At 39.2% G+C, this 14,322-nt stretch carries 11 protein-coding genes; 3 read left to right on the top strand and 8 right to left on the bottom strand.

The window, feature by feature from the left end:
* Positions 1 to 126: 126 nt before the first annotated feature.
* The 5 genes from ACMX3D_RS28150 to ACMX3D_RS28170 all read right to left on the bottom strand — a co-directional run bounded on the left by ACMX3D_RS28150 (position 127) and on the right by ACMX3D_RS28170 (position 7,471).
* The gene (locus ACMX3D_RS28150) at positions 127 to 1,638 is read right to left on the bottom strand and encodes a DUF4114 domain-containing protein (protein ID WP_482749061.1); all 1,512 of its coding nucleotides are present in this window, start codon (positions 1,636 to 1,638) and stop codon (positions 127 to 129) included.
* A gap of 942 nt (positions 1,639 to 2,580) precedes the next feature.
* Positions 2,581 to 3,975: a cytochrome c biogenesis protein gene (locus ACMX3D_RS28155; RefSeq protein ID WP_482749062.1), complete on the bottom strand. Its 1,395-nt coding sequence runs from the start codon at positions 3,973 to 3,975 to the stop codon at positions 2,581 to 2,583.
* A gap of 3 nt (positions 3,976 to 3,978) precedes the next feature.
* Positions 3,979 to 4,719, bottom strand: coding sequence for a cytochrome c biogenesis protein CcdA (locus tag ACMX3D_RS28160; RefSeq protein WP_482749063.1), 741 nt, complete (start codon positions 4,717 to 4,719; stop codon positions 3,979 to 3,981).
* Between the two features lie 414 nt (positions 4,720 to 5,133).
* Positions 5,134 to 6,030 (bottom strand): succinate--CoA ligase subunit alpha, encoded by an 897-nt coding sequence (locus ACMX3D_RS28165; protein ID WP_482749064.1) that lies wholly within the window; start codon positions 6,028 to 6,030, stop codon positions 5,134 to 5,136.
* Between the two features lie 214 nt (positions 6,031 to 6,244).
* A complete protein-coding gene (locus ACMX3D_RS28170; RefSeq protein WP_482749065.1) occupies positions 6,245 to 7,471 on the bottom strand; it encodes an ATP-grasp domain-containing protein in 1,227 nt (408 codons plus the stop codon).
* Between the two features lie 790 nt (positions 7,472 to 8,261).
* Here ACMX3D_RS28170 and ACMX3D_RS28175 point away from each other — a divergent pair.
* The 3 genes from ACMX3D_RS28175 (at position 8,262) to ACMX3D_RS28185 (ending at position 11,504) form a co-directional block, all read left to right on the top strand.
* Positions 8,262 to 10,046 (top strand): hypothetical protein, encoded by a 1,785-nt coding sequence (locus tag ACMX3D_RS28175; protein ID WP_482749066.1) that lies wholly within the window; start codon positions 8,262 to 8,264, stop codon positions 10,044 to 10,046.
* Between the two features lie 154 nt (positions 10,047 to 10,200).
* Positions 10,201 to 11,061: a peptidoglycan-binding domain-containing protein gene (locus ACMX3D_RS28180; RefSeq protein WP_482749067.1), complete on the top strand. Its 861-nt coding sequence runs from the start codon at positions 10,201 to 10,203 to the stop codon at positions 11,059 to 11,061.
* A gap of 89 nt (positions 11,062 to 11,150) precedes the next feature.
* Positions 11,151 to 11,504, top strand: coding sequence for a phage holin family protein (locus ACMX3D_RS28185; protein ID WP_482749068.1), 354 nt, complete (start codon positions 11,151 to 11,153; stop codon positions 11,502 to 11,504).
* Positions 11,505 to 11,520: 16 nt separating this feature from the next.
* Here the strand turns inward: ACMX3D_RS28185 and ACMX3D_RS28190 are convergent, their stop codons facing one another.
* The 3 genes from ACMX3D_RS28190 to ACMX3D_RS28200 all read right to left on the bottom strand — a co-directional run bounded on the left by ACMX3D_RS28190 (position 11,521) and on the right by ACMX3D_RS28200 (position 14,186).
* Positions 11,521 to 11,979 carry a cobalamin biosynthesis protein gene (locus tag ACMX3D_RS28190; protein WP_482749069.1) on the bottom strand — a complete coding sequence of 153 codons (459 nt, stop codon included), beginning with the start codon at positions 11,977 to 11,979 and terminating at the stop codon, positions 11,521 to 11,523.
* A gap of 173 nt (positions 11,980 to 12,152) precedes the next feature.
* Positions 12,153 to 13,550 (bottom strand): AAA-like domain-containing protein, encoded by a 1,398-nt coding sequence (locus ACMX3D_RS28195; RefSeq protein ID WP_482752446.1) that lies wholly within the window; start codon positions 13,548 to 13,550, stop codon positions 12,153 to 12,155.
* A 231-nt stretch (positions 13,551 to 13,781) separates the two neighbouring features.
* On the bottom strand, positions 13,782 to 14,186 hold the full coding sequence (locus ACMX3D_RS28200) for a response regulator (protein ID WP_482749070.1): 405 nt from the start codon (positions 14,184 to 14,186) through the stop codon (positions 13,782 to 13,784).
* Between the last annotated feature and the right edge of the window lie 136 nt (positions 14,187 to 14,322).

A 14,322-nucleotide genomic window follows, 5' to 3' on the forward strand; every position in this document is an offset into this window, starting at 1 on the left:
AAGATCCTGAAAATTCATAGCAATCGAAGCATAGTTTAGGACATTAACAGATGATAAAAATTAGACACTACAAGCTTTTAATTCTGTCATCTGTTACCTGTCACCTATCACCTGCTATGTCAGCTATTAACGACGACGGCGACGCAAATTCAGCATCCCAAATGCACCTAAGCCTAAAAGTGGGAGTGTAGCAGAAGGTTCTGGTACAGCAGATGTTTTGAAATTGTCTTTACCAAAGTCGATAACAAACATTGTGTCGTTGTAGTCTTTATCGCCACCGTGACGTAAATCTTCAAAACCCATCATCAAATAATTACCGACTTTCCAAGCCATTAAGTGTTGTAACCCATCAGGGTTAAGAGATGAATCTGCGCCATAAATATCGCCGTTTTTCGGTGTTTTGCTATAACCATCAGCTTTGAGTAAGAAATTCAGCTGTGTACCAGCCTTGAAACTACCCAAATCTACAAAATCACCGATATCTAACACACCATCTTTTTCTCCTAGTTCGCATTTATTTCTGATGCTGTTACAAGAAACATCTTCAAAAATCATACCTTTATCGTATTTCTCACCTCTAATGGCTTCAAAAGCTAACTGATTTTTATAAGTAGCACCTTCATTGAGGAACCAAACACGCACGTTGTGTTTTTGTGTCAGAAATAGCTGAGTTAAGTCTAGTTTCTGCGCTTGGATTTTATCTGCGGAAATTGCTACCCTTTCTTTCTGCACTAAAGCTTGAAATTGGGGAAGTATAGATAGGAAATTTTTGTCTTCTGACCTATCCTTGACAGTAAGTCGCTTCATCGTACTCCAGTCACTAGCTTTGTTAGCCGCTTCTTGCGCTTCTAGAGAATACTTGGCTGCGTTGTCCGCTGCTAATTTAGCTTGGTTTCTAGAATCTTCTGCATCTTTAAGTGATTTGTCAGCATTCTCAGTGGCAATTTTTGCTTGTTCGCTGGCTTTATTTCTTGCTTGTTCAGCTGTAGTGCGCTTAGTTATTGCGTCATTCAGCTTACTATTTGCAGAGTTACATTTGTTGGTTGCGTCATTCAGTTTGCTAGTTGCAGTACTAAACTGGCTTTTGGCATCATTCAGCTTGCTATTGGCAGTATTCAGGCTTGCAGTAGCGTTATTAACCGCCTGTTGTGCTAAATCTTTTTCACTTTTAGTTTTAGCCGCAGCTTGTGCTGCTTTCGCATCAGTTAAAGCTTTATTAGCAGCATCATAGACTGTTTTCGCATCAGTTAAAGCTTTATTAGCAGCATCATAGACTGTTTTCGCATCAGTTACAGTTTTATTAGCAGCATCATAGACTGCTTTCGCAGCATTAAAATCTGCATCTGCTTTTTGAAATGTCTGTTCCGCTGAATTTAAAGCCTTGTTAGTATCTTGTTTGGCTTTTGTTGCAGCTTGGGTAGTTTTTGTGAGTGTATCTTCTGCTTTTTTGAGTGTATCTGCACTTTCTTTAGCCTTTTTAGCAGCTATTGGCGCTTCTTTAATAGCTACTTGAATAGGAGTTACTTTTGTAGATGTAGTATTAGCAGTTGTCGCACTTGCTGAAGCTATACTGGAAAATGAGTAAGTTAAAGTAGCAGTAGCAATCAATCCAAAGCGGATTTTATTCATGTCTGTCATAAATTTTGATACGCAATTAACTAAGTTTTGATTTCTTTTCATCAAGTAATGAAGTCTCAATCATTTACTTGATAACCATTGGAAAACATTGATTGTATCGGAGCTACTTTTTTTCGGGTAAATTATTTCTATCGCAATTAGATTTTGAAAGTCTATAGCTAAAAGTTATTTTTGCTAACTCTTCATAACTCAAGAACAAAAGAGCAAATCAATAAAATTATCTTGGGTTAATTTGTATCTTGTAGCGGATAGTTGCCATCTAAAGTAAGTGTAAATACATATAATATTAGGTAAAAGTATTGAGAAAATAATCTTCATCTCAGTAATAATGAAATTACTATAGGAATCCGATTTGATTACTGAAAATCCTTGTATAGGGAAGGAATAGGAAACGGGGAACAGGGAACGGATAAGAGGGAAGCTAGATGTGTACTGAATTTTTTTCAATAATCAAATATGAGTCCTATATATCTGTAATAGCTTGAAGATTGTATTTACAGCAGGGAACAGGGAACGGGTAACAGCTTTGAAAGCCTCTTAGTATATAGCTTTTTTCTGCAAATTTGTACCTCATTCACTTGCAATCTGCTGTATAAAGTAGACATCAACTTATGGCTGACATTAACCTCTATAAATAAAAACTTTAATCAATTAGTGAAGTGAATATGTAAACTAATGTAGATCAGAAACTTGAAAGCAATAAATTCGTGCTATGCAATATAAACAATCAACCGCACTAACTCAATTTTTTATAGTTTAAAATAACGTGCGCCTTCGTTGGAGACTCACGTTAAAATATTTATTATTTTGAGGGAAAATATAAGGCTGAATAATTACAGTGAAGATACAGAGAAAATCACTATATTTATTCAGCCTTGAAACTTAATGTACGTGTCTAGTAAGTGGAGATGATTATGAATGAAGAGGGTAACAAGTTAACTTCTACCCTACTACCGCAGTTGACTGTGAATTATTCAACGCATTCAAAATCTCCAAGACTTCTTTTTCAAAAGCAACTTGAGCGCGATTAGTTTTACCACCGACATACAAGCGATCGCCTTTTTGTAATGCCCAAATTTGGGAGTGGGAAAAGTAACTCATCACCACACCCGCCATCAAAATGGCAAACCCACCATAAACAATGGGTATACCAGGGTCAGATTTGATTTGTAAGCCAGTACTACCAATAACTTCTAATATTTTTAAGTTTGTGCCGTTGACTTCGGCAGCCATACCACTACGCACCGTAGTAATTAACTGACCTTTGTCATCATAAATCAACACCATGCCTTGGAGGTCTTTGGCAATCAAAGACACACCCTGACTTAAATCAGGTTTGGTAGGAAGCCAAGTTCCCCAAAGCCGTCCTTGTTGGGCGGAAGTATTCAACGCCGCCATTGGCAGTTGGAACACAGGACTGTTATTAAATTGGAAACGAACACCTGAGATTCCCCAATCTGCCTGATAGAAAGTTACGCCACGATAACGCAGAGGTTGGTTAACGAAAATAGTCTTGCGGTCAACCTCCTTACCGTCATTATCTAAAACAGACATATCGGAATAAAATTGGTCAATGCTACCAGAGGGCGTATAGTCAATCCAAAAACGATTCACACGTACTGCCCAATCTTTTAAGTGTTTGGTGTTTGCCCAAGGGCCTGCATGAATGATATTTTCTACTTGAAATGTATTGCCACTAGCAATCTTTTCTTGGGCGGTAAATCCAGTCATCGACCCCCAAATTCCGCCTAAAAGAATCGTGACTATGCCAATATGCACGATAATCGGGCCGATACGTCCAACTATTCCTTTGCGGGCGTAGAGGATATTATCTTTGTCTTGAAAAATTTTATAACGACGGTTTTGCAATAATTGAGTGAGAGAATTTAAAGAAGCGGTATCTAATTCTGCACTTAAAGCTAATTTTTGAAATTGTCGGGGTTCTTCGTAATATTTCCAGCGTTGAGCAGCTTTTAAGGCTGGTAATTGACGAGTGAAAGTACAAGCGCTCAGGCTACTACCAAACAAGATGAGTAATGCTGTAAACCACCAAGTATGATAAACGTGGTTTAATCCAGCTATTAAGATGACCTTCCAAGTTAGGAAACCAAATAAAGCCGGATGTTCTGGGTAGTTAGTGCGATAAAAAGTGATTGGCTGGTCTTGTTCAATGACAGTACCGCTAACACTGAACAAGGCAATGATTAATAGTAATGCGATCGCTAATCGTAAGTCTGTCAGTACAGGCAAAACTTCCTTGCGGATAAATTTCCAAGGTGCTGACAACCAACTTGATTCTGTAGACGATTCTGTGGACGCTGAATTATCTAAAGTCATGGGTTAAAAACTGCCAAAGGGAATGCGAGAAATCAAAGAAAAGACACCAAATCCTACTAACAGCGCCCCGCTGACTGGGTTAATCCAACCAGACCAGCGACGCAACTCCAGCAGTTTTTTGATTGCAGCGGTAAAAGTACCTGCCAAAATTAATGGCGCTACATACCCTGCTGTATAAGAAAGTAACAAAACAGCGCCTAAAATTAAGTCCTGTGTGCTGGCTACCCAAGTTAGTAAACTTGCTAAAACAGGTGTGCTACAAGGAGAAGCCACTAAGCCAAAAGTTAAGCCGATGGAATAAGAACGCACTCCTGGCGGTAAATCTTGGGAAATCCAATTCGTCTCGCCTAAAGAAGGAAATTGTATGGGTAATGCTTCTAGTAAGTTCAGCCCCATAATAATGGCGATAATACTTACGATAATTGGCAACCCCACTCCGATCTGTCCGTAGACTTTGCCTACTAAACCAGCTATTACACCCATCCCGGCCAGGGTAGTTGCTAATCCTAAAGCAAACCAAGTTGATTGGGCTGCTGCTTGCAAGCGGCTTTTTGCTTCATAACCACCAATGTAGCCAATAGTAATGGGTAGCATTGACAACATACAAGGAGTCAGGCTGGTGAGTAAGCCAGCCATAAAAATAATGCCAGCACTCAACAAGCTTAGGTGTGTGAGTTGGTTAGCAACAAGGCTATTGGCAAATTGTTCGAGTTCGTAAATTCGGGTTTGTAAAGTCTCTAACATAGCATGTTGTTAAAGTGGAAATGCTTGATATGCTTGAATTTTAGCTTAATTCGCAGGTTGGGGGAGGAAGAAACAAGGGTTCAGGGAAAGAGTATTTCCCTTTTGCACGATTTCCTCTTTTCAATATCTGGGTCTAATCAACACTTTGCATTCAAAGTGTGATAGCAATTTGTAACAACATAATAAGTACGGACATTTAAAAGTAAATTTGATCTGTAACAACAAAAGTAAATACTTAATAATTTCGTAATTTTCCTGAAATCAATCTGCTGTTTTCTAGATTCAATCAAACAAAGCACAGAGAAAACTGAGAAATCAGAGTCTATTTCCCTCACAGGGACGCAACCCTGTAGTTAAGAGGATATTTGAGGCTTAACTGGTGTATCGTCCCTGACGTAAGTAATTGATATCAAATCATCCTGTAGTCAGGAGTTTCAATTCATTCCTAACCAATTCAGGAATGAGGGAAGGACGTTCAGCTACAGGAACTTCCGCTTCTTTTAACGCTGCTAATTTGCTTTGGGCTGTACCAAAATTCGGGTCACGGCCAATAACTGCGGCTAAAGTTCCAGTTTGTTTCCAGTTTTTGGCTGGTGGTACTTGTCTACCTGCAATGTAGGCAATTACTGGTTTATCGATCGCTTCAGTAATATATCGCGCTGCGGCTTCTTCACTACCGCCGCCAGGTTGACCAACTAAAACGATTGCTTCTGTATTTTCATCTTCATCTAAAATTTGCAGCCATTGCAAAAACGATGAACCAACAATTGCATCACTGCCAATACTGACACTAATTGATTGTCCTAAACCAGCTTTGGTTAATTCTCTGGCGACTTCGTAAGTCAGGGTGCTGCTGCGGCTGACAATTCCTACAGGGCCGGGGGTGTAAAATTCGCTGGGTTGAGTGCCTAAAAGAATTTTTCCTGGGACGATAATCCCTGGGCTGTTCGGCCCGACTATCAAAGTTTCACAAGCTTCGGCTTTGCGGAGTAATTGCACCATATCTAATGGTGGCACACCAGCTGAAATAATAATAATCTGGCGGATGTTGGAGGCGATCGCTTCTAAAGCTGCATCTAATACTTGGTAAGGATGAACACAGATAATTGTTGTGTCAATTGTGCCAAAATGTGCAACTACTTCCTCAACTAAATCGAAGACTGGCAAATCATATTGTGTTTGTCCACCAGAACCAGGATTGACACCAGCCACCAAATTTGTGCCATAAGCTTTCATTTGCTCAATATTAGTGGCTGAGATAAATTCACTAAAGCCTTGGATGATTACTTTACTATCTGGCGTTAAGTTCATAAAAAGTCTGAAGTATGAAGTATGAAGTATGAAGTGTGAAGTGTGAAGTGTGAAGTATGAAGTGTGAAGTATGAAGTGTGAAATATCAATTTCATCCTTTAGTTTTTAACTTCCGGCTTATGGGCTTTCATCCTAGCCTGCTGCAAGCCACTACGCGTCTACATGCTTCAAACTTTTTTATCCTTCAGACTTCATACTTCAGACTTCTTAAGTCCTAGCCTTTAACCTTGACGGACTGATAAGTAGCTGGCTTAGCCAGACGAACAGCTTGCGCTACTGCTTCATCTAAATCTTCTACCAATACCAGTTCACCTTGATTTTCTAATGGGGCTAATACATCTTTGGCAACATTCAACTCAGAACCCGCCAGTCGCACAACTAAGTAAGGAATTTGTGACTCTCGACGACTGCGGTTGTTGTAAGTGTGTTCAGTTTCACTTTGATGATCTTGAATAAATTTGGCAATGACTTGTGCGGCTGCTTCGGCTTGGGGAATACTACCGAGGAGATTAATCAAAATCACTTGAATGCTTTTGTCATCTGCAAGGAGATTCAGCCCTTTAGCTAAGCGATCGCCAAAACTTGTGGGTGAAGTGTCGGTCAACAAACCATGTCGCAAATTCAAAGGATGACTTGGTTTACCACCTGTACTAGCGACTAAATCAAAGGTAGCCATAATTGAACCAGCGCCATTACCCAAAATGCCGATTTTACCTTGGGTTTCTCCACCATTCCCGTTTTTGAACCTGCTGTAATTTTTGTTGCTGCTGCGACGGTTGCTGATTTTTGCTGCTAATTCGGCCAGTTCTGGATGACGACCAATCGCCCGTTCATTAATGCTAACTTTCCCATTTAGCGCCATCACTTCATCAGCTGCATTGACTGCTAAAGGATTAATTTCTACTAAGTCTAAATCTTTTTGGATAAATAACTCATACATCTTCTCAACCACGTCGCTGACCGACTGCATCAGCGCACCTTGCAGACCCATTTTTAAAGCTAGTCGCCGCGCATAAAAAGGAGAAAATTCTTGTTCTACAACTACATACTGTAATTTCTCTCCTGCTGATTCCCAATCAATATCTGCTTCTTTACAACCTAAAAGAACTGGTCGGCAAACAGCGGTATCTAAAACTACTGCCAGATAAAATTCTTGTTTGCTATCATATCTAGTTTCTGCCAATAAAACTTCTGGGAACTCTCCCCAAATTGGCAAATTAAAAATAGTTTGGGCTGCGGCGATCGCATCAATAGTTGTTTGGACAATCCTGACTCCACCAGCGTGAATCCTTTCGCCAGCATACACTTGGGATTTTAGTACGATTGGATAGCGAATTTTTAACCGTTTGAGATCTGTCGGGTGATCTATTCTTTGAGAAGGCAATACAGGAATGCCGATGTTAGCAAACCATTCTTTAACTTGATACTCTAATAAATCCATTGTTATGCACCTTATTTTTCCACTACCAAAAATATTTTTGTGGTGCTGTTGTTTCTGTTTTACAGCAGCATAATTGCCTAATCAAGCCTAGTTCATCTGTATAAATTAGTTTTTGATGTATCAATTCTATCGAATTCAGCAAATGCCGCAAATGAATTTTTAGCATTAATCTCTAGAACTAAATTTATCTAATGTCATCAATATTCCCAGTGGAATTGCCAGCATATAACAAAATTAGCAGTTGTGTCAAAAACTTTGGCATAGTATTTTTGCTCTGATTTCAAATATTTTTGTAATTAATACAACAGTCATAATTTAATGGTGTTGACCGTTAACAGCCAAAGGTCAACACTTTCATGAAGTGATTATGCAATAAATATGTGTTTTAGCTTACTAATAGTGCGATCGCTTCTGTTTACTTTTTATGCTTGAGGCTGTTAACAATTGATTTGAAATTATGATAATCATGAGGCATACGGTATTAACTTGTTACAAAAAAGCTATTTTTAAAAGGTAAAAATTTTTATTATTCCCATTTTTATATTTGTAAATTGATTTTAATCGCCTGACTCGTAAATTTGCGCACATCAACATAGCCAATTCTAAAAATACGAATAATCACTGATATTAGATTTTGGCGGAACAGTCAAAATCTATGTTAGAAAGTTGGTCTATTTTATTTTCGGCTGTGGTTGGTTAAATTGTGCATCTAGATTCAACAAACGCCAGTGATTCATTTATTTCCCTCAAAGATAAAAAAACAATTATAGATAATCAGCGGGAACGCTCTATGAAAGTAGCAGTCCAGCAGGAAGATTTACAGCTGTTAGCCAGAACATTGCAAGAACAAGTTCTTGCTCAAGTCCCATCTGGGAGAGTCTTTCAGATTAGGTGTGCTGTCAACAAAGACGAGTTGATGATTCTGATTCAACATCCAGTCGGGATCACAGTTGACATCGAACAAGTGTTTGCAGTGCTTGAAGATGTACTCCAGTCGCTCCCAAGCTACAAGGAGCAACGGGTACAATGTTTTCTCAGAGTAACTAGCGAAAAACTCCCCTACGCCAAACGTGCTATTACTATCAAGCACAGAGAAGAAAATATGGGGACTTGGGGAATTGGAGATACAGAAGACTTTTCTGATTCCGCCTCATTTTCTCCCAATGACTCGTTCTCAGCGGCTACAAACACAAGTTCTGCATTTATTGCAGAAGATTTAGAAGCAGCAGAAACACCATTTGATCCCCTAGCTGATGCACCAGATTTAAGCACTATTCACCGCAAACGTCCGTTAGTAATCTCACCCTTGTTTTTGGGTGCAGGTTTGCTAATGATAATTGTTTTAGGCGTTGGTGGTTATTTAGTAACTCGGCCTTGTGTGATGTTTGAGTGCAAAGAGTTAGAAACTGCGGCGCAACTCAAAACCGAATCTAGGCAGATGATGCATCGTGCTAGGTCAGAAAATGAATTATTAGCAGTCAAACAACGTCTAGAAGCCTCTAGCACTGCGTTGAGTGTTATTCCTCAGTGGTCGCCTCGTCATCAACAAGCTGAGGAACTCAAAACTAGCTTAGCGGCACAGTCAGACAAAATTAATCAAGTGGTGACAGCTTTACAAGCAGGTACGACAGCCGAGCAAAAAACACAAACAACCACAACTAGTTTAGAGGAATTACAAGCTAGACAACATCTGTGGCGGCAGGCGATCGTCCCATTAGAAACAATCAATCCCAATAGCGAACTTTATAATTTCATCCAGCCAAAATTATTGAAATATCGCATTAATTTACAAACTGTCAATAAACAGTTACTCGCTCAAGAACAATGGCTGAAAAAACTCACAGCCGCAAAAGAAGTAGCCAGTGCAGCTAGTAAATGGCAAAATTCTGCCAAATCTTTAAGAGAATGGCAAAAAGTGCAGTCTACTTGGCAAATCGCGGTTAATGCTTTGAGTGTGATTCCTCAGACTAGTCCAGCTTATCCCCAAGCACAAAAGCTGTTAATAGAATATAAACCCCAATTAGCCAGAGCGCGCGATCGCGCTACCCTAGAACAATTAGCAGCCAAAAGTTATCAACAAGCAATTAACATCGCTAACCAAGCTAAAGCTTACGAAAAACTCAACCAATGGCAAGCGGCTGCTGCATACTGGGAGCAGGCTTTACAAACAGCTAAAAATATTTCTCAAGATAGCTTGTACTACACCCAAGCACAAAGTTTGATTGCACCTTATTCAGAGAGACTCAAGCAAGCTCAAGCAAAAGTTCAGCTAACGAATACTTGGGAACAAACCCGCCTTGACTTAACTAAAACTTGTATTGGGGAAATTAAAATTTGTACTTTTACTTTAAACAGTACAGGTATTACTGTCAGAACCACTCCTGAGTATGAACAAGCTATTCAAGGTGGATTGTCTGAGGCTAATCCTGAAAATCCAAACCCTGCAATTACTGCAACTAATCACTGGCAAATTCTACAAGAAGCTCTCACAGTTATTAGTGAGAATGCTAACTTACCCATAGTTATCTACGATTCCCAAGGACAAGAAGTTTATGTCCGCACATCGGGCGGTTGATTGGTTTGCTTTTGCTTTTGCGATCGCACTCAGAATCTTTATAATAAATCCTACATAGGGACAATTAGTAAATTTATTGACATACTACTGTAACCTTTTTTCGTGACTCAAGCGGCTGTAATATAAGCAACAGAATATTCTGGGAGTAAATTCCATGACAGGCAGCCTAACAGCGTGTATCTTGAAGTACTTAAACTCATCGCCAGCGTTTCGCTTCTTGAGCGCGAATAAGTTGTATTGGTTACTGCTGTTATTCTCCACACCTTTACTCATTGGTTCCTCAGATGTAGTTTCATTTGCAGCAACACCGAAAATTGCTCAAGCAGTACCAAGTGCTACAATCACGCGTCCGACGCTGAAAGTAGGCTCTCAAGGGGAGCGTGTCTCGGAATTGCAAGCAGCACTCAAGCTTTTAGGTTTTTACTCTGGAACAGTTGATGGCGTTTATAACGAGAATACAGCAAATGCTGTTTCTCGCTTTAAGAAAGCAGTTGGCTTAAATCCTGATGGGGTGGTTGATGCTGCTACTTGGCAAAAACTGTTTCCCAAAGAACCAGCACCGACATCAAACACGGCTGCATCTTTGGCTACAACTCAGCCAAGTACAGTTGTTGCTAAGCCAGAACCAAAACCAGCTAACCCCAAACCTAGGACAACCCAAGTACCAACTCTCACACCAGAACCAAGACCAGTTAACCGCAGAACTCCCACAACTCAACGAAAAACACCAACACAGCCATCATCAACTATCAGTTTTCGTAAGGTTCCTGGTGTTCAGTACACCTCTGAAGGATATCCAATTTTGCGTTTAGGGATGAGTGGTGAAGATGTACTCACTTTACAAAAACAATTACAAAGGTTCGGTTTCTTGAATGGTGGCATAGATGGTGATTTTGGCCGAACTACCGAAGCAGCAGTTAAAGCTTTGCAAAGGCGCTATGGTTTAGAAGAGGATGGTGTAGCTGGTGGCGCTACCTGGGAAATTCTCTTGCGGCGATCGCCTGGGCAACGATAGGCTAAAACGAAGTGATACCAGTTGTAAGTAGAGATGTGATGTATCGCATCTCTACAAAGTTCATGTTATTGAAGTAGTCTCTGTTGTATATGAAACACTTTTTATTAACTTGGCTGGCTACTGCGGTGGCTTTACTGATTACCTCTAAAATTGTTGCAGGTTTTATTGTCAGTAACTTTGTTGCAGCTTTGGTGGCGGTATTTGTTATCGGATTAGTCAATGCGTTTATCAGACCAGTTTTGCAGCTTTTGGCATTTCCTATTACTTTACTAACTTTTGGTTTATTTACATTTGTGATTAATGCCTTGTCTCTGTGGTTAGCGAGTGCTATCACTCCTGGTACTGGTTTTGAGATTAAAGGCTTTTTACCCGCTTTGCTGGGATCAATTGTGCTATCAATTGTGTCGAGTGTGATTAATTATTTTTTCAGAGTCATTGAATAGTCAGAAATGTAATTAATTACGAGTGCATTTCTTTAGCCACTGCTACAGTTACCGCCCCTGGTTGCCCCGGTAAGCGGAAAATATATTTAGGGACTATTAACTTAGCACCTAGTCCCGCATTTTGAACAGCTGCCAAAATAGCCGCAGCCTCTGCAACACTGGGTGTTCCCGTTGCTTTGGTGATGATTTCAGATGGGTTGGGAACTGCAACGGTAGACAACTTTTCTGCGGAAAATGCTTTTAACAGCCAATTGCGGAGGGTGCAAAGTTCTACTAAATCACTGTCCGAGGCTTTTGTGTCAATGGTAGCAATACCTGCGATCGCTTTTTCATTGAGGAGATTTTTTTGAAATACTTCCTCAATTGCTATTGCAATTAACTTTTGCGAACTACCTTGTTGAAAACCTACTCCTACCCACAAATTTTGTCGGGATTCATTATTAATAACGAATTCCTCATCAGTATATTGAAACACTTCAGAATTTACAGCAGATTGCAAGTAAATGAGGTACAAATTTGAAGAACAAAACTATATACTACGAGGCTTTCAAAGCTGTTCCCCGTTTCCTGTTGCCTGTTCCCTGCTGTATATGATTCCACAATTAAGGTGATTTCAAAATAACAAATCTCCTTAATTGTAAAATTTAGTTAAACAATGGTATGCAGTTGTTTTTTAAAATAAGTTTGATAAAGTTTGCACCGAGGTAAGATGCGATCGCCTTCAAAACAAATTAATCCTAAGCTTTCGAGTTTATAAGCATCCACAGGATCAATAATCATACTTTGTTGTGCCGTTACAAGTTGAGTATATATTTTTACTAAATGAGGATTACCTTGCAGTTTTAGCCAGTGTCGCCACAGGTGATGACGATAGATACCACCATTGGCGATCGCTTCTTGGATCAAATCTTGTACAGTGGTAGTGCGAGTAAAAAGATGAAATAAAGCTAGTTGAATTAAAGCCGGATGGCCACCCACAAGAGACATCAATTGAGCAGATTCTTTACCAGGACTCCAGTCTAACTCGTATCTTCTTGCTAAATCTTCTACTTGCTGCTGCGTAAATTCGCCCAGACGGATAGGTAGTCCAATATTAAATGGTGAACGATTAATATCTAGGGAAATATATTGTTCTGTGGAATAAACTACTACTAACCTCAGCTTTTGCCAATTCAGATTTTGTCGTGCTTCTTCACACCAAGAACGCAACAATGCAAAAAATTCCTGAGCAATGTGTGGATACTCAAAAAAGCGATCAACATCGCTCAACACCAACACTATAGGACTATCACTCTGTTTGAGAATATACTTTTGCAAGTAGAAGCTACAACTTAACTTGTAACCAACCTCATCATCCCATTGCTCATCCAGGTTGGGTTCAATTTCTAATTGTTGAGCAATTTGCCAACAAAGACAACGCAAAAGCTTATTTAAGTCAGTCAAACAATGGTCATCAATTTGATAGCAATTTATATTAACAGTGCGATATCTTTGTGTATTTGCATAGGCTAAAAGACGCAGCACTAAAGAAGTTTTTCCCATTTGTCTGGGAGAACGAATCCGAATTACGCAGCCTGGTCGGGTAATTTCTCGATAAACTAATTCTTCTATTGGAGGGCGCTCAATATATAAGGGAGAATTTAGAGCTACAGGCCCATCTGGATATGACCAACGGTGTTCGATTTCGTAGTTAGAAAATTGCGCAAAATTTTCTTCTTGTATATATAAATCTTCTGAGGGATACCCTGATACTTCTGTTGCATCATCTCCACTCAAAATTGTGTAATCTTCTTCCTGTAATTTGATATTGAAAGCGCTAAAGCACAATTTGAGAGTTTTTTGATCTACGCCTTTACTCAAAGACCACAATCGACTCAAAGTTTTAGTGGATATATTGATTTGTCTGCTCAGTTCTTCTAGAGTAAAGCGCTCTCCTTTATTTTTTAAAATCTCCCAAGATAGAATCGCTTCTTGTAAACGTTGTAGTCCTATAGAAGTTAGTACAACACCTCTTTTTCTCTTTGATTTAATTTGTTGTAACTTCATCGGTTGAGTAGCAATATTTTTTGCATACATAAAATCTACCTGTTAAATTGTAATGATTTAATTATGCCGAGAATTTAAGGGAAACAATTTATGAGATTTGAGTATGATTGCTAACACTTTAGTATTTATATCTTAGCTAATTATTACGTAAAAGATGTTTTTTGCTATTTTTCAAATTCAAGTTTTTCACATGATAGAAAAATGTTATAAATTTTCTCATTTAGCTATTATTTAGATCAAAGATTTACACTCAGGCTGCACACTCCATCCTAAAGCGCGAGTGATTTGCTCAGGTAAAGTTAAGGGATTGAAGGGTTTAGCGATGGCCTCAACAACTCCAAGCTGCTGAAGTTGTTGTGATGTAAACCAATCTGCTATCACACTCAAAAGAATTACTGGAATAAATTTAGTTGAATGTCTTTCATGGAATCTATACAGGAATGTGCTAACGTCCATACCTGGCATAACCACATCAAGCAAGATAGCATCAGGACTTTCTATCTCTAGCTGTTGCAGGGCAGCTTGGGCTGAGGGAGCTGTTACGACCTTCCATCCAACCAAATCGTTTAAACAAATTTGTACAAGCTCTCGAATCGTGGGTTCATCGTCAATCAATAATATGGTCTTGATTGTCATGATTAAAATACTTGAGAAAGCTGAAGGAAATTGATGAATTCAGCTTAAATCAAAAAAATAAGAAACTTATAAGAATGTCATAGTAAGTATGAAGTGTGAAGTATGAAGTATAAAATTTCATCCTTCACTCTTCATC

The organism is Anabaena sp. TISTR 8404 (assembly GCF_056847745.1).

Bases quoted from the DNA above. Each gene is read 5' to 3' on its own strand.
- ACMX3D_RS28185 (WP_482749068.1), top strand. From the start codon at position 11,151: ATGAAACACTTTTTATTAACTTGGCTGGCTACTGCGGTGGCTTTACTG.
- ACMX3D_RS28150 (WP_482749061.1), bottom strand. From the start codon at position 1,638: ATGACAGACATGAATAAAATCCGCTTTGGATTGATTGCTACTGCTACT.
- ACMX3D_RS28160 (WP_482749063.1), bottom strand. From the start codon at position 4,719: ATGTTAGAGACTTTACAAACCCGAATTTACGAACTCGAACAATTTGCC.
- ACMX3D_RS28165 (WP_482749064.1), bottom strand. From the start codon at position 6,030: ATGAACTTAACGCCAGATAGTAAAGTAATCATCCAAGGCTTTAGTGAA.
- ACMX3D_RS28195 (WP_482752446.1), bottom strand. From the start codon at position 13,550: ATGAAGTTACAACAAATTAAATCAAAGAGAAAAAGAGGTGTTGTACTA.
- ACMX3D_RS28175 (WP_482749066.1), top strand. From the start codon at position 8,262: ATGAAAGTAGCAGTCCAGCAGGAAGATTTACAGCTGTTAGCCAGAACA.
- ACMX3D_RS28200 (WP_482749070.1), bottom strand. From the start codon at position 14,186: ATGACAATCAAGACCATATTATTGATTGACGATGAACCCACGATTCGA.
- ACMX3D_RS28180 (WP_482749067.1), top strand. From the start codon at position 10,201: ATGACAGGCAGCCTAACAGCGTGTATCTTGAAGTACTTAAACTCATCG.
- ACMX3D_RS28155 (WP_482749062.1), bottom strand. From the start codon at position 3,975: ATGACTTTAGATAATTCAGCGTCCACAGAATCGTCTACAGAATCAAGT.
- ACMX3D_RS28170 (WP_482749065.1), bottom strand. From the start codon at position 7,471: ATGGATTTATTAGAGTATCAAGTTAAAGAATGGTTTGCTAACATCGGC.